General features: G+C 66.3%; 24 protein-coding genes. 11 read left to right on the top strand and 13 right to left on the bottom strand.

Going from position 1 to position 24491, the window contains the following annotated elements; all coding sequences use genetic code 11:
- Nucleotides 1–28: 28 nt before the first annotated feature.
- Complete coding sequence (locus E4341_RS10975; protein ID WP_165117247.1) at nt 29–376, top strand: ArsC family reductase; 348 nt, start codon at nt 29–31, stop codon at nt 374–376.
- Here the strand turns inward: E4341_RS10975 and E4341_RS10970 are convergent.
- Together E4341_RS10970 and E4341_RS10965 are read right to left on the bottom strand one after the other, a co-directional pair.
- A complete protein-coding gene (locus E4341_RS10970) occupies nt 369–1178 on the bottom strand; it encodes an endonuclease/exonuclease/phosphatase family protein (protein ID WP_165117245.1) in 810 nt (269 codons plus the stop codon). The two genes, E4341_RS10975 and E4341_RS10970, sit on opposite strands and share 8 nt — an antisense overlap.
- 7 nt (nt 1179–1185) lie before the next feature.
- Nucleotides 1186–1425 (bottom strand): DUF2188 domain-containing protein, encoded by a 240-nt coding sequence (locus tag E4341_RS10965; RefSeq protein WP_017506104.1) that lies wholly within the window; start codon nt 1423–1425, stop codon nt 1186–1188.
- A 175-nt stretch (nt 1426–1600) separates the two neighbouring features.
- On the opposite strand from E4341_RS10965, the gene E4341_RS10960 reads away from it, so the two are divergent.
- From E4341_RS10960 to E4341_RS10925, 8 genes are all read left to right on the top strand, one after another.
- Nucleotides 1601–1996 (top strand): DUF6249 domain-containing protein, encoded by a 396-nt coding sequence (locus E4341_RS10960; protein WP_161638874.1) that lies wholly within the window; start codon nt 1601–1603, stop codon nt 1994–1996.
- Between the two features lie 24 nt (nt 1997–2020).
- Nucleotides 2021–2578 carry an RNA polymerase sigma factor gene (locus E4341_RS10955; protein WP_165117243.1) on the top strand — a complete coding sequence of 186 codons (558 nt, stop codon included), beginning with the start codon at nt 2021–2023 and terminating at the stop codon, nt 2576–2578.
- Nucleotides 2568–2984, top strand: coding sequence for a hypothetical protein (locus tag E4341_RS10950; RefSeq protein WP_165117241.1), 417 nt, complete (start codon nt 2568–2570; stop codon nt 2982–2984). Before E4341_RS10955 ends, E4341_RS10950 begins: the two co-directional genes overlap by 11 nt.
- A 69-nt stretch (nt 2985–3053) precedes the next feature.
- On the top strand, nt 3054–3890 hold the full coding sequence (panB, locus tag E4341_RS10945) for a 3-methyl-2-oxobutanoate hydroxymethyltransferase (RefSeq protein WP_165117239.1): 837 nt from the start codon (nt 3054–3056) through the stop codon (nt 3888–3890).
- Between the two features lie 79 nt (nt 3891–3969).
- Entirely contained in the window at nt 3970–4773 is an 804-nt protein-coding gene (locus E4341_RS10940) for a tetratricopeptide repeat protein (protein WP_165117237.1), read from the top strand.
- Between the two features lie 23 nt (nt 4774–4796).
- Entirely contained in the window at nt 4797–6179 is a 1383-nt protein-coding gene (locus E4341_RS10935; protein ID WP_088582173.1) for a PQQ-binding-like beta-propeller repeat protein, read from the top strand.
- Nucleotides 6180–6210: 31 nt separating this feature from the next.
- Nucleotides 6211–7830, top strand: coding sequence for a ribosome biogenesis GTPase Der (gene der, locus E4341_RS10930; RefSeq protein ID WP_055754955.1), 1620 nt, complete (start codon nt 6211–6213; stop codon nt 7828–7830).
- Between the two features lie 4 nt (nt 7831–7834).
- Nucleotides 7835–8296: an NUDIX hydrolase gene (locus E4341_RS10925; protein WP_165117235.1), complete on the top strand. Its 462-nt coding sequence runs from the start codon at nt 7835–7837 to the stop codon at nt 8294–8296.
- Nucleotides 8297–8299: 3 nt separating this feature from the next.
- Here the strand turns inward: E4341_RS10925 and E4341_RS10920 are convergent, their stop codons facing one another.
- Nucleotides 8300–9178 carry an AraC family transcriptional regulator gene (locus tag E4341_RS10920; protein WP_205751277.1) on the bottom strand — a complete coding sequence of 293 codons (879 nt, stop codon included), beginning with the start codon at nt 9176–9178 and terminating at the stop codon, nt 8300–8302.
- A 144-nt stretch (nt 9179–9322) separates the two neighbouring features.
- On the opposite strand from E4341_RS10920, the gene E4341_RS10915 reads away from it, so the two are divergent.
- Nucleotides 9323–10210 (top strand): oxidoreductase, encoded by an 888-nt coding sequence (locus E4341_RS10915; RefSeq protein ID WP_165117233.1) that lies wholly within the window; start codon nt 9323–9325, stop codon nt 10208–10210.
- Nucleotides 10211–10217: 7 nt separating this feature from the next.
- Here E4341_RS10915 and E4341_RS10910 read toward each other — a convergent pair whose 3' ends face one another.
- Genes E4341_RS10910 through radA form a run of 4 tightly spaced genes read right to left on the bottom strand, consistent with a single transcriptional unit; the run spans nt 10218 to nt 14557 of the window.
- The gene (locus E4341_RS10910) at nt 10218–10970 is read right to left on the bottom strand and encodes an SDR family NAD(P)-dependent oxidoreductase (RefSeq protein ID WP_165117231.1); all 753 of its coding nucleotides are present in this window, start codon (nt 10968–10970) and stop codon (nt 10218–10220) included.
- Between the two features lie 56 nt (nt 10971–11026).
- The gene (purF, locus tag E4341_RS10905; RefSeq protein WP_045810557.1) at nt 11027–12532 is read right to left on the bottom strand and encodes an amidophosphoribosyltransferase; all 1506 of its coding nucleotides are present in this window, start codon (nt 12530–12532) and stop codon (nt 11027–11029) included.
- A gap of 26 nt (nt 12533–12558) precedes the next feature.
- Nucleotides 12559–13155: a CvpA family protein gene (locus tag E4341_RS10900; RefSeq protein WP_165117229.1), complete on the bottom strand. Its 597-nt coding sequence runs from the start codon at nt 13153–13155 to the stop codon at nt 12559–12561.
- Between the two features lie 31 nt (nt 13156–13186).
- On the bottom strand, nt 13187–14557 hold the full coding sequence (gene radA / locus E4341_RS10895; RefSeq protein ID WP_165117227.1) for a DNA repair protein RadA: 1371 nt from the start codon (nt 14555–14557) through the stop codon (nt 13187–13189).
- A 172-nt stretch (nt 14558–14729) separates the two neighbouring features.
- On the opposite strand from radA, the gene E4341_RS10890 reads away from it, so the two are divergent.
- Nucleotides 14730–15377, top strand: coding sequence for a Yip1 family protein (locus tag E4341_RS10890; protein ID WP_165117225.1), 648 nt, complete (start codon nt 14730–14732; stop codon nt 15375–15377).
- Here the strand turns inward: E4341_RS10890 and alr are convergent.
- The 6 genes from alr to E4341_RS10860 all read right to left on the bottom strand — a co-directional run bounded on the left by alr (nt 15371) and on the right by E4341_RS10860 (nt 24273).
- Complete coding sequence (gene alr, locus E4341_RS10885) at nt 15371–16417, bottom strand: alanine racemase (protein ID WP_165117223.1); 1047 nt, start codon at nt 16415–16417, stop codon at nt 15371–15373. The genes E4341_RS10890 and alr overlap by 7 nt on opposite strands.
- Nucleotides 16418–16455: 38 nt before the next feature.
- Entirely contained in the window at nt 16456–17946 is a 1491-nt protein-coding gene (locus tag E4341_RS10880) for a replicative DNA helicase (RefSeq protein WP_066551169.1), read from the bottom strand.
- A gap of 111 nt (nt 17947–18057) precedes the next feature.
- On the bottom strand, nt 18058–18534 hold the full coding sequence (locus E4341_RS10875; protein ID WP_165117221.1) for a hypothetical protein: 477 nt from the start codon (nt 18532–18534) through the stop codon (nt 18058–18060).
- Nucleotides 18525–18890, bottom strand: coding sequence for a hypothetical protein (locus E4341_RS10870; RefSeq protein ID WP_165117219.1), 366 nt, complete (start codon nt 18888–18890; stop codon nt 18525–18527). Before E4341_RS10870 ends, E4341_RS10875 begins: the two co-directional genes overlap by 10 nt.
- Nucleotides 18891–19050: 160 nt before the next feature.
- Nucleotides 19051–21474: a TonB-dependent siderophore receptor gene (locus tag E4341_RS10865; protein ID WP_165117217.1), complete on the bottom strand. Its 2424-nt coding sequence runs from the start codon at nt 21472–21474 to the stop codon at nt 19051–19053.
- Between the two features lie 342 nt (nt 21475–21816).
- Complete coding sequence (locus E4341_RS10860; protein WP_165117215.1) at nt 21817–24273, bottom strand: TonB-dependent siderophore receptor; 2457 nt, start codon at nt 24271–24273, stop codon at nt 21817–21819.
- Nucleotides 24274–24491 lie beyond the last annotated feature (218 nt).

Here is a 24491-nt window from a genome sequence, read left to right as displayed (position 1 = left end):
CGCTTGATCCAAGACCTTCGAGAGCCCCATGACCTACACCCTCTATGGCATTCCCAACTGCGACACGGTGAAGAAGGCCCGGGTCTGGCTGGAGCAGCAGGGGGTCGACTATGTCTTCCACGACTACAAGCAAGCCGGAGTGGATGCGGGGCGGCTGAGCCAATGGGTCGACGAGCACGGTTGGGAGACGGTGCTGAACCGGGCCGGGACGACCTTTAAGAAGCTGCCCGAAGCCGACAAGGCGGACATCGACAAGTCGAAGGCGATCGCGCTGATGACGGCCCAGCCGTCGATGATCAAACGGCCGGTGCTGGATCTGGGGGATCGGCGGCTGGTGGGGTTCAAGCCCGAGGCCTACGCGGCCGCGCTTACCTGAGCCGGACGGTCGCGGCGACGCCGAAGTGGTCGGACGGGTATTCGCCGTTGGTCGGCGTGTCGCCGAAGCGGCGGGCCTCGCCGGGGATGAAGGCGGTCTGTTCGACGAAGATGTGGTCGATGACCCGCTCGGGGTGACCCTTGGCCGGGTTCAGGGTGGTTGTGACCGAGCTGCGGGGCAGGGCGCTGAAGAAGCGGGGGCCGGTCAGGGTCGCCAGGCCGGAATCCTCCTGCGTCGCATTGAAATCGCCCATGACGATCAGAAGGGTGCCGTCCTGCGGCAGCCAGCCGAGCAGGGATGCGATCTGGCGGGCGCGGACCGGGCCGGCGTCCTGTTGCCACGCCAGATGGGTGACGACGACATCGACCGGGCGACCCTGGACCGCGACGCGAAGGCGAAGCGCGGTGCGGAAATCGTCGAGCGGCTCAAGCTTGGTCGAGGCCTCGGCCAGAACCGGCAGTCGGGTCAGCAGGGCGTTGCCGTAACGGCGCGGGGCGCCCTCGGCGTCGGTCGAGACGAAGGCGACGTGATAGCCGCCCAGCTCGCGCGCCAGCATCCGGGCCTGGTTCTCCAGCCCGACATTGGCGTCCTCCAGCACCTCCTGAAGGGCGATGACGTCGGCGTCCTGGGCCTTCAGCGCAGCGACCAACAACGGGCGGCGGGCGGCCCAGTCGCCCATGTTGTGCCAGATGTTGAAGGTGACGACCTTCAGCTCGGTGGGCGTCTTAGCCTTTGGGTCCGTGGCGCAACCTGCCAGCGGCGCGAGGGCGGCGGCGGCCAGCAGGGTGCGACGGGGGATCATCTCGGCCTCAGCCCTCGACGTCCGTCGAGGGGCGGTCGTGGCCGTCGGCGCTCTCAGTGACCCATTCGCCGGCGGCGGTCTCGTATTCGATGGCGGCGGTCTGGTCCGGCACGCGCTGCTCGCGCGCGGCGCGCACGGCGGCGGCCTTGGCGTCGTCGTGGCTGGCGAAGGTCTCGGAATAGGTGTCGCCGGACTTGTAGGCCCAGCCGCCGTCATGTTCGACGATGCGATAGGTGACATGGGCCATGGGATGCGCTCCTGCGATTGATGAGACCAGACCCTAGACCGAACCGGCGGCGGCCGAAACGGCGACCTTACGAAGATTTCACGCAACGACGCGCATCCGTTGAGGCGTCGGCCAGCCTCTTGTGATCAGAAGGCCGCCGCATCAGGCTGCTGCAACGGTTCAAGGGGTACACAAAATGGAAGACTTCATTCCGATCTTCGCGATGTTCGCCGTCTTCGGTTCGATCACCGCCATCGTCTTCGGCCCGCAGGTGCTGAAGTATCGCGAAAAGCGCGACATGCAGGAAACCATCCGCCATGCGGTGGACAAGGGCCAGCAACTGCCGCCCGAACTGATCGACGTCATGACCAAGGATGTGCAGAAGAGCCTGCCGTCGCGCACGAAGGACATCCGGCGCGGCGTCATCTGGCTGGCGTCCGGCATCGGCATCGCCGCCTTCTCGGTCGTCAGCGAGCTGGGTGGGAACTTCAACGGCAATCTGGACAGCGGCCTGCTGGGCATCTCCTGCATTCCCGTCACGATCGGCCTGGCCTTCATCGTTCTGAGCTTCTTCAACAAGGGCGCGGACTGACCACGGCGGGCGGGGGAAGCTCTGATGAGCAAGTCTCTACGCGACTTCCACGATGTGGAGCTGGCCGCCCAGGCGGCGGCCGGCGGTCGGCGGGAGTATGGCGAGCTGGTGCGTCGGCACGGGTCGGCGGTGCGGGGGCTGCTGCGCCGGATGGGGGCGACGCCGTCCCTGTCCGACGACGTGGCGCAGGACGCCTTCCTGCAAGGGTTCCAGCGGTGCGCGGAGTTTCGCGGGCAGGGGACGTTTGCGGGCTGGATCAAGAAGATCGCGGCGCGGCTCTATCTGAAGCGGGTGGCCAAGGAGGCGCGCTATGTCGCCGAGATCGAGGCCGATCAGGCGGATGTGGTCGTCGACCGCGGCGGTCTGATGGACCTGGACGAGGCGTTGAAGACGCTCAGCGAGACCGAGCGTGTCTGCGTCTCCCTGTGCCACGGCGCGGGGATGTCGCATCCGGAAATCGCGGCAGCCATCAATTTGCCGCTTGGCACGGTGAAATCGCATGTCAAACGTGGTCTGGATAAACTCCGTGCGCGGCTTCAACCGGCGCACGGCTCAGGCGGGAGGTCGGTCCATGTCGGCTGACGAATTCGATCCGATGATCGAAAGGCTGTTTGCCCAGGCGCTGAGCCTGCCGGACGAGGCCCTGTTCCTGGCGACGGTCAAGGCGCGCATGGAGACGCGGTCGCGCTGGCGCGCCCTGACCCTGACGGCGGCCGGACTGATCGGCGGCGTGCTGGCGGTGCGCGAGGGGGTGAACATCAACTTCACGGCCGACGGCGATACGACCCTGGCGCAAGGCCTCAGGGCGGCGGCCGCCACGGCGCAGGGCGCAGCGCAATCGGGCCTGGACGAATTGGGGCTGCAAGGTCTGGGCGTCGGGTCGCTGGACGTGATGAACGGCTCGGGCATGATGGCCTTCTGGATCGTCGCCGGCGCCCTGGTCGCCCTGATGGCGGCGGGCGTGGCGAAGCTGTCGCAGGACGTATGAGCGCGGCTGCAAGGGTGACACCGGCGGGGCAGGGGCCTATCTGACCCCTTCACGTCAGGAGGCCCGGCGATGTCCGTCCATACCCAAGAGAGCGTCAAACGCATCACCGTGCCCGATATCGCAGGGCGCAAGGGCGGCGAGCCGATCGTCTGCCTGACGGCCTATGACGCGCCGATGGCGGCCCTGCTGGATCCGCACTGCGATGTGCTGCTGGTCGGCGACAGCCTGGGGATGGCGGTTCACGGCCTGCCCAATACCGTCGGCGTGACGCTTGAGATGATGATCCTGCACGGGCAGGCCGTGATGCGCGGCGCCAGGCGCGCCATGGTGGTCGTGGACATGCCGTTCGGCTCCTACGAAGGCGGCAAGGAGGTCGCCTACGCCAACTGCGTGCGGGTGATGAAGGAGACGGGCGCCCAGGCGGTGAAGCTGGAAACCAGCATCGAATTGGCCGAGATCGTCGCCTTCCTGGTCAAGCGCGGCATTCCGGTCATGGGCCATGTCGGCCTGCGCCCCCAGGCGATCCTGGCCGAGGGCGGGTTCAAGGCCAAGGGCCGGACCGAGAGCGAGCGTGATCGGGTGTTGGCCGAGGCCAAGGCTGTCGCCGAGGCCGGCGCCTTCTGCATCGTCATCGAGGGCGTCGCCGAATCGCTGGCGCGCGAGATCACCGAGACGATCGACGTTCCCACCATCGGCATCGGCGCCTCGGCCGCCTGCGACGGTCAGGTGCTGGTGGTCAACGACATGCTGGGCCTATTCGACTGGACCCCGAAGTTCGTGCGCAAATACGCCGATCTGCGCACCGAGATCGACCGGGCGGCGGCCGCTTTCGCCAGCGATGTGAAAACCCGCCGTTTTCCTGCCGAAGTCGAGACCTACTTCTCGAAAAAGCCGGCTTCGCAGTAACGGACGACGTTGCGGGCGGGGAGCCGACCTTCTAGGGTCCGCGCCGGTTTGCATTTCGCGATTTTGGGGCGACGTTTCAGTGGTTGATGTCTTCGAGCAGGTCGAGGAGGAGCTTCGCTCCGACAAGTTGAAGCGCCTGGCCAAGACCTGGCTGCCCGTTTTCGGCGTGGTGCTGGTCGTCGCCCTGATCGGCGCCCTGGGTTGGTGGGGCTGGGACAGCCTGAACTCCAACAAGGCCGCCAAGGCCGCTGAAGCCTATGATCGCGGCATGGAGGCCCTGCGCGCCGACAAGCCGATGGACGCCCGCGCCGCCTTCGAGGAAGCGATCAAGGAAGGCAATGGCGCCTACAAGGTCCTGGCCCTGCAGCAGCAGGCCGGCCTGGCCGTCAGCGCCAACAAGTTCCAGGACGCGGTTCGCCTGTTCGACGAGGCCGCCAAGGCGTCCAGCGATCCGATCCTGTCCGACCCGCCCGCCCTGAAGGCCGCCTTCCTGATCATGGACACCGCGCCGTTGGCCGAGATCGAAAAGCGCCTGACGCCGCTGGCCGAAGACAAGCGCCCCCTACACGCCTTCGCCCAGGAAGCCCTGGCCCTGGCGCGCCTGCAACACGGCAAGACCAAGGAAGCACGTGAGGCCTTCGTGCTGCTGCAACTGGGTCAGGACGTGCCGGACTCGATCCGTCAGCGCGCCCAGATCGCCGTGGAATCCATCGATGCCGGCGCGGCAGCCGCCATCAAGCCCATCATCGACGCCGCCGCCAAGGCGACCCCGCCGGCCGCCGGCGCTGCGAACGCGATGACGCCCTCGGCCGCCCAGGCTGCTCCGGCCCAGGCTGCTCCGGCCCAAGCTGCTCCCGCCGCCGCGCCGGCCGCCCAACAGTGACGACCCCTTACAGGACGCCCCCGATGAACCGAGTTCTGAAAGTCGCGCTGATCTGCGGCGTCGCCGCAACGATGGCGTCCTGCGGCACCGTTCGCCGCAACCTGCCGTTCGGTCTGGGCGGCGGCAAGGAAGACGCCGGCGCGACCGCCTCGGCCGGGCAACGCATCTCGGTGCTGGAGTTCGAACAGAGCCTGTCGCCGTCGGCCGCCCTGTCCGGCCGCGACTTCTTCCTGCCGGGTCCGCAGGCCGTGACGGCCTGGACGCAGCCGGGCGGCACGTCCGAGAACCTGGTCGAGCACGTCATTGCGGCGCCGAACTTCCAGATCGCGTGGAAGCGGGGCGTCGGCTCGGGATCGGCTCACGTCGGCAACGTCATGGCCCCGATCGTGGCCGCCGACGGCAAGATCTTCGTGCTGGATGGCGAATCGACCGTTTCGGCGGTTTCGGCCGACACCGGCGCGATCCTGTGGAAGGCCAACGTCAAGAACGCCGATCGTGACCGCAACGGCGGCTTCGGCGGCGGCGTCGCCGTTGGCGGCGGTAAGGTCTTCGTCTCGTCCGGCTATCGCTCGATGACGGCGCTGGACGCCAACACCGGCGCGGTGGTCTGGACGCAGCAGGTGGACGCCCCGATCCACGGCGCCCCGACCGTCTCGGGCAACCGGGTCTTCGTCGTGGACGTGGACAGCCAGCTGTTCGCCTTTGACGCCAACACCGGCGCGCAGGACTGGACCTATCGCGGCATCGCCGAGCCGGCGCGCGTCATGCGCGCCTCCAGCCCCGCCGTCAGCGGCACGACCGTCGTCGCCCCGTTCGCCTCGGGCCAACTGGTCGCGCTGAGCGCCCTGAACGGCCAGGCGGTGTGGGAAGAGACCCTGTCGCGCACCAGCCGCACCAGCGCCCTGTCTGAGGTTCGCGACGTGGCGGGCCGTCCGGTCATCAGCCGCGGCATGGTCTATGGCGTCAGCCACTCGGGCGTAATGTCGGCGCTGGACCTGCGTTCGGGCCAGCCCAAGTGGCAGCTGCCGGTGACGGGCGTGAACGCGCCCCTGCCGGTCGGCGACGCCGTCTTCGTGGTGTCCAAGTCGGGTCAGCTGATCACGGCCAACCGTGACACGGGCCAGATCTACTGGACGCGCGAACTGAACGAGGGTCGCGAGCGCCGCGAGGGCGGTTTCCTGACCTTCGGCCGTCGCACCATCCGCCCGCAATGGTCGGGACCGCTGCTGGCCTCAAACCGTCTGGTGATGGTCAACTCGTTCGGCGAAGCCGTCGCCTTCGATCCGAAGACTGGCGTGGCGCAGACAACGCTGAAGCTGGGCGCGCCGGCCTATATCGCGCCGGCCGCCTATAACGGCGCGCTCTATGTGCTGACCGACAACGGCCAACTGATCTGCATCCGCTGATTTTCAGCCCAAACTAAGCTAGAAGGCCGACATGGCTCTGAAGGTCGCCATCGTCGGCCGCCCCAATGTGGGCAAATCGACACTGTTCAACCGCCTCGTCGGCAAGCGTCTGGCGCTCGTCGACGATCGCCCCGGCGTGACCCGCGACCGGCGATACGCCGACGGCAACATCGGCGACATGGATCTGACGCTGATCGACACGGCGGGATATGAGGACGTCACCGACGACAGCCTGGAAGCCCGGATGCGCGAGCAGACCGAGGCCGCGCTGGACGACGCCGAACTGGTCATGTTCATGATGGACGCCCGCGAGGGCGTGACGTCGCTGGACCGCATCTTCGCCGAGCGCCTGCGTCGGGTGCACAAGCCGATCATCCTGCTGGCCAACAAGTCCGAGAGCCGCGAAAGCGGCGGCGGCGTCGGCGAGGCGCACGCCCTGGGCTTCGGCGAACCCGTCGCCATCTCGGCCGAGCACGGCGAAGGAATGGCCGATCTGTACGCCGCCATCGTCGCGGCCTCGCAGGACATCTTCGTCGAGGAGATCGACGAGCCGGACAAGCCGATCCGCATCGCCGTCATCGGCCGGCCCAATGCGGGCAAGTCCACGCTGATCAACCGCCTGATCGGCGACGACCGGTTGTTGACCGGACCGGAAGCGGGCATCACCCGCGACTCCATCTCGGTCGACTGGCAGTTCGAGGGCAAGAACATCCGTCTGGTCGATACGGCCGGGATGCGTCGCAAGGCGCGGGTGCAGGAGAAGCTGGAAAAGCTGTCGGTCGCCGACACCATCCGGGCCATCACCTTCGCCGAAGTCGTCATCCTGATGATGGACAAGGACGACGCCTTCGACACTCAGGACCTGCAACTGGCGGATCTGGTCGAGCGCGAGGGCCGCGCCCTGGTCTATGTCGCGTCGAAGTGGGATCTGGAGGACGAGCCCCAGTCCCGCATGGCCAAGCTGAAGGGGATGGCCGAGGACAAGCTGCCGCAACTGAAGGGGTCGCCCTTCGTGGCCCTGTCGTCGCACAGCGGGCGCGGCGTCGAACGTCTGATGCCGGCGGTGCTTCAGGCCTATGACACCTGGTCGGTCAAGGTGAAGACCAAAGACTTGAACACTTGGCTGTCCATGGCGACCCAGCGGCACCCGCCCCCCGCCGTGGACGGCAAGCGGATCAAGCCGAAATACATCGCCCAGACCAAGGCCCGCCCGCCGACCTTCGTGCTGATGGCCAACCGCGCCGAGTCGATGCCGGAGCATTACAAGCGCTATCTGGTCAACTCGATCCGCGAGAGCTTCGACCTGCCGGGCACGCCGATCCGCCTGAACGTCAAGTCCAGCGGCGTGAACCCCTATGCCGAGGGCGGCGCCAAGTCGGGGCCGGAACGCTACAAGGGCGACGCCAAGACCGCGCCGCGCCGCGTCAAGAAGGCCGAGAAGGAAGAGGCCCTGTCCAAACTGCCCGGCAAGGCGCTGGAGCAGAAGAAGACCCGCAAGGCTCAGCCCAAGATTCTGGGCGGGTTGAAGTCCAGCGCCTCGAAGAAGGCCGGTTCGTCCGTGGCGGTTCAGAAGGGCGCGCGCGGCGGCGCTCGCCAGGTGTCGCGCTCGGGCCGGATCCGCACGGGCCAAAAGGGCGGCGCCAAGAAGTGACGGCGTGAGCGAGGCCGAGAGCGCGCTTCCCGCCCGGCCCACCTCGCGTTGGCTGATCCTGGACGGGCAGGGGCGGGTGCTGCTGTTCCACTTCGTGTTTTCCAAAGGACCGCTCGCCGGCACGGCCTTCTGGGCGACGCCCGGCGGCGGGTGCGAGACTGGCGAGACTTTTGAAGACGCCGCGCGCCGCGAACTGTTCGAAGAGACGGGCCTAGTCGTCGAACACCCAGGCCCGCAGGTCGCCCAGGTCCGCGTCAGCTTCCGCCTGCCAGACGGCCGAATGGCGGATGTGGATCAGAGATTCTTCCTCATGCGCACCGAGGCGTTCGACCTGTCTTCCGCAGGCTGGACCGTGGAAGAACAGGGGGTTCTGGTCGATCACCGCTGGTGGAGCCTCGACGACATTCGCGGCTCGGCCGAGACGATCTGGCCGGCGGAACTGGCGGATATCCTCAATACGCTCTGAGGCTCAGCCCATCATCAGGCTTTGACGCATGCGGACCGCGTCGCGGCCGGGCGGAAGGCCGAACTTACGGGCGTATTCGCGACTGAACTGGGACGGGCTGTCATAGCCGACGGCGAAGCCGGTCTCGGCTGCGCCCTCGACGCCCGTCAACAGCCGGGCGCGGGCTTCGCGCAGCCGCAACTGCTTATGGAACTGCAAGGGGCTCATGGTCGTCACGGTGCGGAAATGTCGGTGGAACGTCGACAGGCTCATGCCCGCCATGTCCGCCAGAGTCTCTAGGCTGACCGGTTCGGCGTAGTGAGCGCGGAGCCAGTTGATGGCGCGACTGACGCCTGACAGGCGGCTTTCGGCCGAGCCGATCTGGCGCACGGTCGCGGCGTGCCGGCTGTGGAGCAGGCGCCAGATCAACTCGCGTTCGATCATCGGCGTCATGACGGCGATTTCCTCGGGCCGGTCCAGAAGGCGCAGCAGGCGCGCCATGGGCTCCAACAGTTCGTCCTCCAGCGGTGTTACATGGATGCCGGTCGGCGGCGGCTGATCCGAGGGGGCGGGGACGTCGATCTCCAGCATCAGTCCGGCGATGGTGGCGGGGTCGAGGTCGAAGCTGAGGGCGCGATACGGCGTCTCGATGATGCTGCCACACACCGGCAGTTCGGCCGATACCACCAAGCAATCGCCGGCCTGATAGGAATAGACGGTCTCGCCCAGGATCGTCTGTTTGGCGCCACACACCACCAGGCACAGCATGGGATCATAGGCGACGGGGACCAGCCGGGTCTGTGCGTTGCTGCTATACAGACGCAGCCGCGGCACAGCCGATCGCGATAGATCAGGTGGCGCGTGGCGCGCAACGATGTCGCTCATTTCGGGCAAGAGGCTCATGGCGGCATTCAGCGCCGGTCACCGGCTATTCGCAAGCGGGCGAGAGCGGTTTGACAGGATCGTGCAAGCCTTCGCCCGGATTGCCCTAACGTCGTCGACCTGAAACCGCGTCTTCTGCGTCCGGTCAGGCAGAGGAGATTTCCCATGACAACAACCCCACAAAAGACCTGGCTCATCACCGGTGCGGCGCGTGGTCTGGGCGCCGGGATCGCCCGCGCGGCGCTGGACGCGGGCGACCGCGTTGTCGTCGCAGGTCGAAACTGCGACGCCCTGATCAAGGCCTTCGGACCGGATAGCGACACGGTGCTGAGCTTGACCCTGGACGTCACCGACACGACTGCCATCGCCGCTGCCGTCGAGGCCGTCATGGCGCGCTTCGGCCGCATCGACGTTCTGGTGAACAACGCCGGCTATGGCCACCTCGGCATTTTCGAGGAGACCCGCGCACAGGATGCGCGCACCCAGTTCGACACCAATGTCTTCGGTCTGTTCGACATGACGCGCGCGGTGCTGCCGATCATGCGCGCGCAGAGGTCGGGCCATGTCTTCAACATCTCGTCCATCGGCGGTCTGATGGGCGGTGAGAGCGGCGCGATCTATTGCGCGTCCAAGTTTGCGGTCGAAGGCTTCAGCGAGTCCGTCGCGCAAGAGGTGCGTCCGTTCGGCGTAAATCTGACCATCGTCGAGCCGGGCTTCTTCCGCACCGACTTCCTCGACGCCTCGTCGATCCGATACGGCGATAATTCCATCGCCGACTATGCCGAAGCATCGCGCGCCATCCGCGCCTTCTACGACGCGCGCAGCCATAATCAGGCGGGCGATCCTGCGAAATTGGGTCAGGCCCTGGTCGTCTTGGCGAATGCGGAAAACCCGCCGGTGCGATGGTCAGCGGGCACGGACGCCATCGGCGTGGTCGAGATGAAGGCGGACAGCCTGAGGGCCGAACTGGAGGCCTGGCGCGATCTTTCAGCCTCAACCGACGGCGACTTCACCTTCCGCGAAGAGCCAAGGCTAGGCGGCGCCTGGGGCTGATCCCAGCCTAGACCAGCGCTTCCGTCGTCGGTCCGGCGGCCCAATCGCGGAAGCGGATCGTCAGCGGGGGCGTGGCGTCGGGGCGGGCCAGATCGACCACCAAGGGGCCGATCTCGGACGGGTGGGGCAGGACGGAGGGGTCTTCGCCTGGATAGGCCTGGGCGCGCATGGCGGTGCGCATGCGGCCGGGATCGACGATGCTGACGCGGACGGGCGTGCTCTCGATCTCGTCGGCCCAGGCCTTCACCAAGGCCTCGGCGCCGGCCTTGGTCGCGGCGTACATGCCCCAGAAGGCCTTGGGCGCGCTGGCGACGCTGGTGGTGAAATGGATGGCGCGGCCGGCGTCCGACGCGCGCAGCAGCGGCTCCAGCGAGCGGATCAGGCGATAGACGGCGGTGAAGTTGGTCTTTTCGACTTTGGCGAACTCGCGCGGGTCGGCGTGCGACACCGGCGTCAGGCCCGAAGGGCCCATGGTGGCGGCGCAGTGGACCCAGATGTCCAGCTTCTTGAACCGTTCGAAGATGGCGCCGCCGAGCCGGTCGATGGCCCCGCCGTCCACCAGATCGAACGGAATCAGGGTCGCATGGCGGCCGGTGGCGGCGAAGATGGCGTCGTCAAGCTCTTCCAGACCGCCCTGGGTGCGCGCCGTCGCAATGACGTGGGCGCCGGCCTTGGCCAGGGCCAGGGCGCTCTCATAACCGATGCCGCGCGAGGCGCCGACGACGAGGGCGATACGGTCGTTCAGGGGAAGTTCGGACATGGCCGCTGATAGCGCGGCCTTGACCCTCAAGCCAAGGCCCGCACTCCGGTTTCGCCCTAGGCGCTGACCAGCAAGGACAGCTGTTTGGCGCCGAACTCGCGTCCGCCTTCCTCGATCTCGCGATCCAAGAGGCGGGTGGGGTAGTCGCCGGTGAAATAGTGGTCGGTGAACTGCGGGGCGGCGGCGTTGCGGCCGGTCTCTCCCATCGCGCGATACAGGCCGTCGATGGACAGGAAGCCGAGCGAATCGACTTCCAGCATGTCGCGCATCTCTTCCAGGGTCTTGTTGGCGGCCAGCAGTTGGGCGCGCTCGGGCATGTCGATGCCATAGAAGTCGGGGAACAGGATTTGCGGGCTGGCCGAGCGCAGGTGGACCTCGGTCGCACCAGCGGCGCGGACGGCGCGGACCAGTTTCAGCGAGGTGGTGCCGCGCACGATGGAATCGTCGATCAGCACGACGCGCTTGCCGGCGAGAGCCGACTTGTTGGGGCTGTGCTTCATGCGCACGCCCTTTTGACGGGCGCCTTGGCTGGGCTGGATGAAGGTGCGGCCCAGATAGTGGCTGCGGATGATGCCCATTTCGTAGGGAATGCCGCTTTCCTGGGCGTAGCCGAGGGCGGCGGGTACGCCGGAATCGGGCACAGGCACGACGATGTCGGCCTCGACGCCCAGTTCGCGGGCGAGGCCGCGACCCATTTCCTTGCGGACCTCATAGACGGAGCGGCCGTTCACGACCGAATCCGGGCGTGAGAAATAGACATATTCGAACAGGCAGGGACGCGCCGCGCGGGCGGGGAAGGGCTTGAGCGAGCGCAGGCCGCTGTCGTCGATGACGACGATCTCGCCGTGTTCGACGTCACGTACGAAGGTGGCGCCCATCATGTCCAGGGCGCAGGTCTCGGACGCCAGAACCCAGCCGTCGCCCAACTGGCCCAGCACCAGCGGGCGGATGCCCAGCGGGTCGCGCGCGCCGATCATCTTGGTGCGGGTCTGGGCCACCAGGGCGTAGCCTCCCTCAATCCGGGCCAGGGCGTCGGTGAAGCGATCGACGATCTTGGCTTTGCGGCTGCGCGCGATCAGGTGGAGGATGACTTCGGAATCCGAGGTCGACTGGAAGATGGCGCCTTCGCTAACCAACTGGGCGTGCAGGAATTTGAAGTTGGTCAGGTTGCCGTTGTGGGCGATGGCGATGCCGCCCTGGTCCAGATCGGCGAACATCGGCTGGATGTTGCGCAGGAAGCTGCCGCCGGCGGTAGAGTAGCGGGTGTGGCCCACGGCCGCGCGGCCGGGCATTCGCGTCATCAGGTCGGCGCCGCCGAAGGCCTCGCCCACCAGGCCTTGGTGCCGTTCGGTGTAGAAGCGCTCGTCCTTGACGCTGGCGATGCCGCAGGCTTCCTGGCCGCGATGCTGAAGAGCGTGAAGACCCAGGGCGACGACGGAAGAGCCTTCGTCCTCGTCCGCGCCCCAGACGCCGCAGACGCCGCATTCCAGACGGAGCTGGTCATCCTCCGGCTCGCGCCAGTGCTCGCGGTGAACGACGGGATCGGCGATATGGTGGCGCATCGTGGGGCTCCGATGACCGGGGAAACTTAAGGGGCGGCTTCGCGGCGCGAGTTAGGCTCTGATTGCGTCGGGGGCAAGGCTTCGTCGTCCGAAAACCCCCGCCGTACGGACGAATCCACGACCGGCGTGATGGCGTCGGCGCCGCGTCCGATGCTGGGCAGGACGATCTGGATCATCCGCGCGCCCATGGCGCTGACCGGATAGAGGGCCGCCTTTCCGAGCCAGAGCGGCGTGCGCTCGCCCGGCAGGGCTGCGACGATGACCAGATGCACCGCGCCGATCAGGACCAGGGCGCGAACGCCGCCGATGAACAGGCCGAAGATGCGGTCGATGACGCCGAGGTGCGGATGGTCCTTGGCGCTCTTGGACATCATCGACCCGACCAGGCGCAGGCCGAAATAGACGACGAAGAAGGTCAGGACGGCGGCCAGGATCGACCCGGCCCATTCGGGATCGACGAAGGCGCGCGTGACGCCGGCGGTCCAGGGCAGGGCGATCAGGGCGACCAGGGCCGCCAGGGTCGCGCTGAGCAGGGTGATGACCTCGCGCACCCCGCCGCGCACCCAGCCGGCGGCGACGGAAAACAGGATCACCACGATGGCGAAGACGTCGTATCCGGTCACGCGTGGGGGATCCTGCGGTTGCTACCAGGGTCTAATAGCGGTTCTGCGAGATTCGTTCGACCACATCCGTCAGGCGCGTGACGGATGTCACCTTCACCCCTTTGGTTTTGGCGGTCAAAGTCGGGCTCAGAACCTGATCGAAGCCCAGTTTTTGCGCTTCGCGCAGACGGGCCTCGGCGCGGCCGACGCTGCGGACCTCGCCCGACAGGCCGATTTCGCCGAAGACGACGCAGCCCTGGGGCAGGGACACGCCGGTCGCCGAGCTGATCAGCGCCGCCGCCGCCGCGAGGTCGGCCGCCGGTTCATTGATGCGTAGGCCCCCGGCGACATTCAGATAGACGTCCTGATCGCCAAAGCCGAAGCCGCAGCGAGCCTCCAGCACGGCCAGCACCATCGCCAGACGTCCCGTCTCCCAGCCGATCACGGCGCGGCGCGGGGTGCCGTAGGCGGACTTGGACACCAGGGCCTGCATCTCGACCAGGACGGGGCGCGAGCCTTCGATCCCGGCGAAGACGGCGGCGCCCGGCGCGCGCTCCTTGCCCTCGCCGAGGAACAGAGCGGAGGGATTGGCGACCTCGCGCAGACCGGCGTCGCCCATTTCGAACACGCCGATCTCGTCGGTGGCGCCGAAGCGGTTCTTGCCGGCGCGCAGGATGCGGAACGGATAGCCGCGCTCGCCCTCGAAGGTCATGACGGCGTCGACCAGGTGTTCGACGACGCGGGGACCGGCGACCTGGCCGTCCTTGGTGACGTGGCCGACCAGGACCACCGCGACGCCCTGCGACTTGGCCAGACGCACCATCTCGCCGGCGCAGGCCCGGACCTGGGTGATCGAGCCGGGGCCGCTCTCGTGCACGTCGGACCACAGAGTCTGGATCGAATCGACGATGACGATGTCGAACTGTTCGCGCTTCAGCGTGCCCAGAATGTCACGCAGCGCCGTCGCCGCCGCCAGATTGACCGGCGCGTCGGCCAGGCCCATCCGCTTGGCGCGGGCGCGGATCTGCTCGACGGCTTCCTCGCCCGAGATATAGGCCACGCGCGATCCCCGCAGCGCCGCCTTGGCCGCGACCTCCAGCAGCAGGGTCGACTTGCCGACGCCCGGATCGCCGCTGAGCAGGATGGCCGAGCCGGGCACCACGCCGCCGCCGCAGACCCGGTCGAACTCGGCCACGCCCGTCGTGATGCGCGGCGGCTCTGGCGCGTCGGACTGAAGCGTTTCGAAGTGAATGCCGCGCGTGCGGGCCGAAGCCGCCGCCGACGGCTTGATCGCACCCGGCGGAGCCGAGCGGCTTTCCTCGCTCAAGGTGTTCCACTGACCGCAGGAGCCGCATTGGCCCGACCACTTGCTGTGGACCGAGCCGCAGGACTGACAGACGTAGAGGGCGGAATCGCGAGCCATGGGCTTCCTTAGCAGATCGAAAGGTCGCGTCGGACATGGCCTCGGCTCACGACAGTTTCGGTCGCAGGCGCAACCTTTGCCATACTGAAGGATTGAGAATGTGTCGCACACCCTTGCTTCTTGAAGCGACGCAACGTCAACATCCGCCCATCTTCTCTCGCCGAGGCCTGTCATGACCGATCCGACGACCCACTCCCAACCCGCTGTCGATCCGGCCCTGGTCGCGCGGGTCAAGGGCATACTGCTGCAGCCCAAGTCTGAATGGCTCAAGATCGACGGCGAGTTCGCCACGACCAAAAGCCTGTTCACCCGCTATGCGATGATCCTGGCGGCGATCGGCCCGGTCTGTTCGCTGCTCGGCGGTCAGTTGATGCCGATCATGGGCGTGAAACTGTCGATCGTGGGCGCGATCGTCGTGGCGCTCGTCAGCTACGGCATGTCCTTGCTGGGGGTCTTCCTGCTGGGACTGATCATCAATGCGCTGGCGCCGAACTTCGGCGGGACGGCCAATAAGCTTCAGGCCATGAAGCTGGCCGTCTATTCCTGGACCGCCGCCTGGCTGGCGGGCGTGTTCGGCCTGATCCCGATGCTGGGCATCCTGGCCATCTTGGGCCTCTACAGCTTCTATCTGCTTTTCGTCGGCCTGCCGATCCTGATGAAGGTGCCGGAAGACAAGAAGGTCGGCTATTTCATCGTGACGGTGATCGCCGGCGTCGTGATGTATTTCATCATCTCGGCGATCGTCGGAGCCATTTCGATGAGCTTCGTCGCCGCATCGGTTGGCATGGCCGGGCTAGGCGGAATGGGCGCCGGCTACTGAGAATAGACGCGCGGCACGCGGGGTGTGAGCGAGGTCAGCAGCTCGTAGCTGATGGTCCCCGCAGCGGCCGCGGCGTCGTCCAACAGGCGGTTCGGGCCGAACAGTTCGACCGGATCGCCGACCGCGACATCCAGGCCGGTGATGTCCACCGCGCAGACATCCATCGAGACCCGACCCAGCAGCGGCCGGGTCTCGTTGGCGATCCAGACTGCGCCCTTTGGCGAATAGGATCTCAGCAATCCATCCGCATAGCCGGCCGCCACGGTCGCAACCTTGATGGGGCGTTCGGCGATGTAGCCGCGGGAATAGCCGACGCTCTCGCCCGCCGGCACGTCGCGAACCTGAAGCACTTCGGCCGTCAGCGTGGCCACGGGTGCAATCCGGGAATCGGGACGCCCCTCTGGACCACCGCCGTAAAGACAGATGCCCGGCCGAACGGTGTCAAAGGCGAAGTCCGGGCCCAGGAAACAGCCGCTGGAATTGGCGAACGACCGGACCACGCCCGGATAGCGGTCCAGCACGCCCGCAAAGGCGTCACGCTGGCGCCGGTTCATCGGATTGGCCGGTTCGTCCGCGCAGGCGAGGTGGGTCAGGACTAGGGCCAGGCCGTCGAACGCCTCGGGCGCGTCCTCGGGCCGAATACCCAACCGGTTCATGCCGGTGTCGATCTGCAGGCCGCAGGTCCCGCCGCCCGCCGCCATCCAGGCCTGGATTTGCGCCGGATGGTTCAGCACGGGCCGCAGGTCCGACGCCTTCAGCATCGCCGCATCGTCGCCGTGACAGCCGTCGAGCACATAGATGGCGGGGCCGTCGGCGCCCAAGGCCGCGCGCAGCCGCACCCCCTCGGCCGCCCGCGCCACGAAGAAGGTCCGCGCTCCCTCGGCCATCAGCCGGGTCGCCACCGCCTGCGCCCCCAGCCCATAGCCGTCCGCCTTGACCACCGGATGCACCGGCTGGCCGCTGACGGCCTCCAGCGTGTGATAGTTGCGCGCCAGGGCGTTCAGATCGACGGAGAGGACGGCGGGGGTCGATGCGGTCATGGCGTCCTTATGCGCCAACACCGCGCCGATGGAAGAGGCTACTCGTAGCTGACTTCCTCATAGCCGTGCGCCAGGTTGCCGAAGCGGACGGTGTCGGCGTCGAAGGCCAGTTTGACGATGCCGATGGGGCCGTGGCGCTGCTTGCCGATGACGACCTCGGCCTGGCCTTGCAGGCGGTCCATGTCCTGCTGCCATTGCAGGTGTTCCTCGGTCCCCTCGCGGGGTTCGGCGCGGCCCAGGTAATAGCTCTCGCGATAGACGAACATCACGCAGTCGGCGTCCTGCTCAATCGAGCCGGATTCGCGAAGGTCAGACAGTTGCGGGCGTTTGTCGTCGCGCTGCTCGACCTGACGCGACAGCTGCGACAGGGCGATGATCGGCACCGACAGCTCCTTGGCCAAGGCCTTCAGCCCGCCGGTGATTTCCGACACCTCCTGCACGCGGTTCTTCTGGCCCCCGCTGTTGCCGGTCGTGACCAGTTGCAGATAGTCGACGATGATCAGGTCCAGCCCATGTTCCATGCGCTTCAGACGGCGCGCACGGGCCGCCAGCTTGGAGATGGACAGGCCGCCGGTGGCGTCGATGTAGAGGGGGCTTTCGCCGATCTCGACCGCCGCGTCGCGCAGCTTGCCGAAGTCGGTGGCGTCGATCTCGCCCTTGCGCAGCTTGTCCGACGACACGCCGGACGCATCGGCGAGAATACGCATCGCCAGCTGTTCGGCGCTCATTTCCAAAGAATAGAAGGCGACGACGCCGCCGTTGACCGTCTTGCGGCCCTCCGGTGTCGGCTCCCACTGATAGGCGCGCGCCACGTTGAAGGCCATGTTGGTCGCCAGAGCAGTCTTGCCCATCGACGGACGGCCGGCGAGGATCAGCAAGTCGGACGGGTGCAGGCCGCCCAGCTTGCGGTCCAGATCGTTCAGGCCGGTGGCCAGACCGGCCAGCTTGCCCTCGCGCTGATACGCTTCGGCCGCCATTTGAACAGCGCCGGACAAGGCGTTGGAGAAGCTGACGAAACCGGAAGAAGGCTTGCCCGTCTCGGCCAGCGAGTACAGGGTCTGTTCGGCCTGTTCGATCTGCTCGTCGGCGGGCGTCTCCGGATTGGGCGCCTCCTTGATCATGTCGCCGCCGATGCGGATCAGGTCGCGGCGCAGCGCCAGGTCATAGACGACGCGCGCATAGTCTGGCGCATTGGCGGCCGGGGGCGCGCGGTCCACCAAGTCAGCGAGATAGCGCAGGCCGCCGAATTCCTGGAACGCCGGATCCTGCTTGAACCGCTCCATCAGGATGGTGGGCTCGGCCAGCAGCCCCTGGCGGATATGGTCCTCGATCGCGTCGAACAGCCGCTGGTGGAAAGGTTCGTAGAAGTGCGAGCCGCGCAGCCGGTCGTTCAACCGCTCGAACACGGCGTTGTCAAACATCAGCGAGCCCAGCAGCGCCTGCTCGGCCTCCAGATTGTGCGGCATCGAAGTGACGCCGCCGGAGTCCAGCGGAGACGACGAGAAGGGCATGGGTGCGAAGGCGTTCATCGATTAACGCTTTAACCCTCTCACGCCCCTGCGTCAGACGCGGACGCCGCCTGGACCGTGGACAGATCATCCCGCCTTGGGGACGAACCGGAATTCCTCAATCGGCGCGCGTCAGGCGGCCGACACAAGACTGGTCAGCGCAAAGCTCCAGAAGACCCACTTCAGCCCGACGGCTTGAACGCTGGCGCGAAAGAGGGATCGCGGCCGATCCAGCAGATAGGCCGTCGTCACGACCATCCAGATCCAGGCGGATGTCGCCAGTCCCAGCCAGCCGTTGTCCCAATGGACGCCGACGATATAGGCGCCGCCACCGAGCGCCAGGCCGGGCCAGACTGACTTGAAGAAGCGCCGAGAAAGTTCGGCCCGAAGCAGCGTAAAGACGGCCGCTTCAACAGCCATCAGGGCTAACCCAATCGTCGCCAGGACGAACGGGGAAATGCGCTTCATCTCGTCCGGAACAACGCCTTCGCCCGGAGCCAATAGGCCAAGCCCGACGATCCCGCAGATCAACAGCAGACTGCCGCCCGCGAATATCGCAACTGACCGGCCTATACCCGACTTGGTCAGATCATCGGCGGTCAGGTGCACGGATAGTCGTGAGCCATCCATTCGCGGAAGGCCTGGGTCACGCTGATGTTGCGACGGCTCTGCGGAATGGCGTTGAAACGGCTCAGGATGGCGTTGGGCGAGACGCTGACCTTGTCGGGCATGCAGGTCTCAGGCTGACGGCCGGCCGCCTTGGCCTGGCTCTGTTCGGCGCGGACGGTGCGAACGGCGCCCCGGAACTCGGCCATCAGGCGGCGGGTGTCGGAGCGCAGGAGAGCGGTGGGGTTCTGAGGAATGGCGTTGGCGGTGGTCAGGAATTCCTGAACCGTCATGGCGTTGGCCGCGCCGGCGAAAAGCGACAGCGCCAGGACGCCGGCTGCGATCGATCTGGTCTTCATCTGGTCCCCTCCAAAGCCCCCTCTGGCTGCGCCTAGATTGAACGGCGATATGTGTCGCAACTGGGGCGAAGCGGAACGGTCAAGCTGAAGGTTTCGTAATGCAATCAAGGAAAAGGGCGCTCCGAGGAGCGCCCTTGGCTGGCTGGCAATCAGGCCGACCTCACCATTTCAGGCTGAGGCGCGCATAGCCGTAGCGGCCGTTGAAGCCGAAGGGCGAATAGTAGGGGAAGCCCAGAACGCCGTTGGAGTTCAGCGACGCCGGCACGAAGTCCGGATATTCGTCGAACACATTGTCCACGCCGATCGCCACGCCCACGCGTTCGGTCAGCTGGAACCGGCCTTCCAGATCCACGACCGTCTTGGCCCCGGTGCTGTAGTCATTCGCCGCCGTCGATCCGGGTTGCAACACGTCGCCATAGTAGGTGGCGCGCACCGTGGCGCCCCACTTGTCCCGGCTCCAGTCCGCCGCCGCCGAGACCTTGGTGTTGGGCGTGCCGTCCTCAATGGTCAGGATGCGTTGGCGGGCGAACAGGGTCGGCACCGGGTTCAGTACCGAGGAGGATGTCGGCACGCGGTTGACCGACACATCGTTGAAGTTGGCCGCGACGGTAAAGTCGAAATCGCCGAGCGTGTCGGTCGGCAGGCGATACCGTCCGACGATGTCCACGCCTTCTGTCGAGGTCGAGACCCCATTCAGGAAGAAGCGCGCGGCCTGGACGCCTTGCGGATCCAGCAGGCCGGCGACCTGGCCCGAAAATGTCCGGTTGATCAGTTCCGACAGAACGATCTGATCATCGATGTCGATCTTGTAGGCGTCGACGGTCAGGTCGAACCGTCCCAGTCGCACCACGGCCCCCAGCGAATAGTTGGTCGAGGTCTCGGCCTTTAGCGGACGCGCGCCAAGGGCCGCTGCGACGGTGCTGGTAGCCGGGAAGGTGCCGGTTTCGACCACGGCGCCGTTCTGGATCACCGAGGCGGTCGAGGTGAAGAAGGACTGCTGCAAAGACGGCGCGCGGAAGGCGGTCGAGACCGAACCGCGCAGGGCGAAGCTGGGGGTGAAGTCATAGCGGGCCGACAGCTTGCCCGTCTGGGTGTCGCCGAAGTCGGAATAGTCCTCGAACCGCACGGCGCCCTCGAAGCGCAGCTTGTCGGTCAGGGGAATTTCAACATCGGCGTAGGCGGCGAAGTTGTCGCGATCGACATCGACGGCGTTCGAGGGCTGGAAGCCGACGAAGCCCTGGGCGCCGCCGGTAAGGGCCGTGTTGGCGCCCAAGGGGCCGCGGTTGTAGCTCTCGGGCTGGCCGGCCTCGATCTTGTAGTTTTCCCAGCGCTGCTCCAGGCCCCAGGCGAAATTCAGTGGGCCGCCGGACAGACCGACCTCGAACTCACGGCTGAAGTCGGCGCCCAGCACTAGTTGGTCATAGATCAGGCGGCCGGAATCGAAGCTGGTCGGCGAAGTCGCGCCGTAGGTGGAGTTCAGCGAATCCTCGGTGCGGAAGTCCAGAGCATTGCGGCCATAGGTCAGGCTGATGTCTGTGTTCCAGTCCGCCAGTTCGCCGCGCAGGCCGCCGGCCAGCGAGGCGTCTTTCAAATTGATGGCGACCTTCGGCAGGAAGCCGTTCGGGTAGATCGAGGCGACATTGTTGACGTTGTCGGACAGGCGAGGGAAGGCGGCGCCTTCGCTGTCGCGGTCCTGACAGCCGGCCCAGCCGTAGGCCTCCCAGCCGTTGCCCAGCCCCTTGCCGGCATTGGCGAACACGGTCCATTGCTCAACGTCCGGGTCGCCGAACCGGGCGGTGATCGCTCCGTTCGCCGCCGCGCGGGGATCATAGTCCGAGCGATTGGTCGACTCGCGATTCAGATACTCCGCCGACAGGGTCAGAAAGCCGTCGTCGCCCAGTGAGAACCCTTGCCAGGCCGAGGCCGTGACGGTGCCGCCGTCGGTCTCGTCGCGTTCACCGCGCGCGGTCTTCACCGTGGTGAAATACTGGCCGTAGGTCACGCTGGCGCCGCCGCCGCTGGAGGCCTCCTTCAGGCGCAGGTTCACCACCCCGGCGATGGCGTCCGAGCCGTACTGGGCCGAGGCGCCGTCACGCAGCACTTCAACCCGGTCCAGAGCGCCGGTCGGAATGGTGTTCAGATCGACGGCGGCCGACCCGCGCCCCACCACGCCGTTGACGTTGACCAGGGCCGAGGCATGGCGACGCGTGCCGTTGACCAGCACCAGCGTCTGGTCCGGCGACAGGCCGCGCAAGGTGATCGGGCGGATCGAGTCCGAGCCATCGTTGGCCGACGGCCGCTGGAAGGTCAGCGAGGGCACGGCCTGGGCCAGGGCGGTGGCGAATTCGGTCGTGCCGCGCGTTTGCAACGCCTCGGACGTCACGACATCGACGGGCGCCAGGGTGTCGAGGCGCGAGCGGTTCTGGACCCGCGTGCCGGTCACGACGATATCGTCCACCTGCGCCGCCCCATCGGCGACGGGTTCGGCGCTTTGAGCAAAGGCCGGGGCGGCGGTCAGCAGGGCGAAGGTCGAGACGGTGGCGAGCAGGGCCGGTGCGGCGGCTCGTTGAGAAAGAGAGCGCATTGAGAGATTTCCTAAAGTCTGTTTTTGGCGCGAGCGCGCATCGCCGCCGCTAACCGCGACGGGCTTTTCATGATCGGCTTGGGATTGGGTGTGGCGTGCGGTCTCAGCCGCAACATCGCGCGATGGCGGGCGGCGTAGCCGTAAAACGGGGGGTGATCTTCATGGCCTCTCCAACCGCAAGGTCGGGGAGGTCCCGGCGGTCATGGCCATATCAGGGCGAAGGTGCGGCGGGTCAATCGACGCAGGCGGCCATGTTTTGTTGCGGCAGTCAGTAGGAAATCTATTGCCACGCAAAATGGGGCGCTCCGAAGAACGCCCCATTCGAGTGGGATATCAGTTGGCTTAGAAGTTGTAGCTCAGACGGCCGTAGAGGAAGCGGCCGTTGAAGCCGTAAGGCGAGTAGCTCGGGTAGCCCACCGAACCGGTCGCGCCGTTAATGTTTGTCGGCGTGGCTGTTGGATATTCGTCGGTCAGGTTGTTCACGCCGACAGCGAGCGAGACGCCGAACGGTAGGGTGTAGCGGCCCTCCAGATCCACCAGCAGCGCGTCGCCCGTTTCGTAGTCCAGGGTGGCGTTGTTGTTGGCGACCAGAACGCTGTCGTAGCTGGTGCCCTTCAAGGTCGCACCGAAGTCGCCCAGCGACCAGTCCACGCTGGCGACAATCTTCTGTTCCGGCGTGCCTTGCTCAAACGACAGTTTGGAAGAGCGGTCGAAGAGGAAGGCGTCGGACGGGGCAATGGCGAGGTTGCTGGGAACCGCTGGCGTCTTGGTCACTTCGGTGGAGTTGAAGTTGCCCGCCAGTGTGAAATCGAACCGCCCGAAATCCTGCTGCGTCCGATAGCGCGCCACGACATCGACGCCGCTGGTCGAGGTGTCCACACCGTTCAGGAAGAACCGCGCGCCGGTCACGCCGAACGGAGCGAGCAGAGCCTGAATGGCAGCCGTGGATTGCGCCGTCTGGCTGGGCCGCGACACGCCGAGCGTCTCGGAATAGATGATCCGGTCAGCGACATCGATGCGGTAGGTGTCCACCGTCAGTTCGAAGCCTTCATGTCGGAAGACCGCGCCGAGCGAGTAGTTGGTCGAGGTCTCGGGCTCCAGCGGCTTTGAGCCCAGGGCGATCGCGATAGGATCGTCGACCCGGTACGAGCCGTTCTGCTGCAGCACCACGCCGCCCGCTGTGGCGACAAGGTTGGTGGCGATGTAGCTGAAGTACTGTTGCTGAAGGGCTGGCGATTTGAAGCCCGTCGAAATGGCGCCACGCAGGGCGAAGGCCTCGGTGAAGTCGTAGCGTCCCGAAATCTTGCCCGTGAACTGATCGCCGAAATCGGAATAGTCCTCGTAGCGCCCGGCCAGACCGACACTGAACTGTTCGGAGAATTTGCCCTCCAGGTCGATGTAAGCGCTGATGTTGTTGCGATCGACATCGACCGCATTGGATGGCGCAAAGCCAGGGAAGCCCTGCGATCCGGCGCCGCCGGCCGTGACGGGGCCCTTGTTGTAGGATGTCGGCTCGCCTGCAGTGACGTTGAAGTCCTCGCGTCGGTATTCGACTCCGAAGGCGACGTTGAGCGGTTCATACAGGTTCGCTTCGATCTGTTTCACCGCATCCACGCCGATGGTCAGTTGACCGTAGCTGAGGCCGCCGGCGTCGAACTGGGTCTGAGACGCGGCGCCATAGGAGGCGTTCAGGGAGTTCAGGACGCGATAGTCCAACTCGTTTCGGCCGTACCCGACCGAGATATCCCAGTCGAAGCCGGCGGCGGGGCCTTTCAGGCCGCCGTATATATTGTAGTCGTCGATGTCGGCGGCGATGATTGGCAGGAAGCCATTGGGATAGATGGCGGTGACGTTGTTTGAGTTGTTGAAGGCGCGGGCGGTCGCCGCAGCCTCGGACTTGCGCTTCTGATAGCCGCCGAAGGCATAGGCTTCCCATTCGCCGCCAAGCGGTTTTCCGGCGTTGAAATAGCCGGTGTAGGCTTCTGTATAGGGATCGCCGAAGCGACCAATGACGGTGGTCGCACTGCCTCCGTTGACCGCAGTGGTCGCCGCGTAGTCGGAGCGATTGGTGGGCTGGCGTTTCTGGACTTCGCCCGAAAGGGTCAGGAAGCCGTCGCCAAACAGGGGCAGGCCGACCCAGCCGGCGAGCGAGGTCTGTTCGCCGTCGCGGCGGCTGTGCTCGCCGCGCGCGGTCGTGAAGTCGGTGTCGTAGATGCCGTAGTTGGCGGTGATGCCGCCGCCGCTCGACGCCTGGCGCAGACGCAGATTGATGACGCCGGCGATGGCGTCGGCGCCATATTGCGCCGAAGCGCCGTCACGCAGGACTTCGACCGAGCCAAGGCTGATCGACGGAATCGTATTCAGGTCGAAGGCGGTCGAGCCACGGCCAAGCGCGCCGTTTACGTTCACCAGGGCGCCGACATGGCCGCGCTGACCGCTGATCAGGACAAGGGTCTGGTCAGGAGCAAGACCGCGCAGGGTTGCCGGACGAACGTGATCGGAGCCGTCGGAAATGGCGGGACGAGGGAAGTTGATGGACGGGGCGGTGGCGGCGAGGGCGGCGGCCAGCTCTGTGCCAGTGCCCTGTTTCGCCAGAGTTTCGCCGGTGATGACATCGACGGGCGCGACGCTGTCGAGCCGGCTGCGCCCAACGGTGCGCGTGCCGGTGACGACGATCTCATCGACATCGGTGGCTTCACTTGGCGGAGGGGTTGTCTGGGCGAACGCCGATGAGGCGATGAAGAGCGCGCTGGTGGAGGCAAAGGCCAATAGGGCCTGACGACCGTATCCGATTTTCATTGATAGTCCCCGACGATGCACGACAGCCCTCTGTGTCGGCGCTCGGCAGGCCGTCATGCCGTCGCCCTCGGTCGGCGTCTCGAAAAGCGCAATAATCTTGCGCGTATAATCGAAACGCAGGCCTCAATTGCAGGCTGTGACCGCAATGTGACGACGTCAAGCAAGCTTAATGTCTAGACATCCATTTGAGAGATCAATGATCTGGGTTTGTTGTAATC

Source organism: Brevundimonas sp. 'scallop', assembly GCF_011045535.1.
Classification (GTDB): Bacteria; Pseudomonadota; Alphaproteobacteria; order Caulobacterales; family Caulobacteraceae; genus Brevundimonas; species Brevundimonas vesicularis.
The sequence above is the reverse complement of the archived record's forward strand: the minus strand, read 5'-3'. Positions and strand labels throughout refer to the sequence as shown.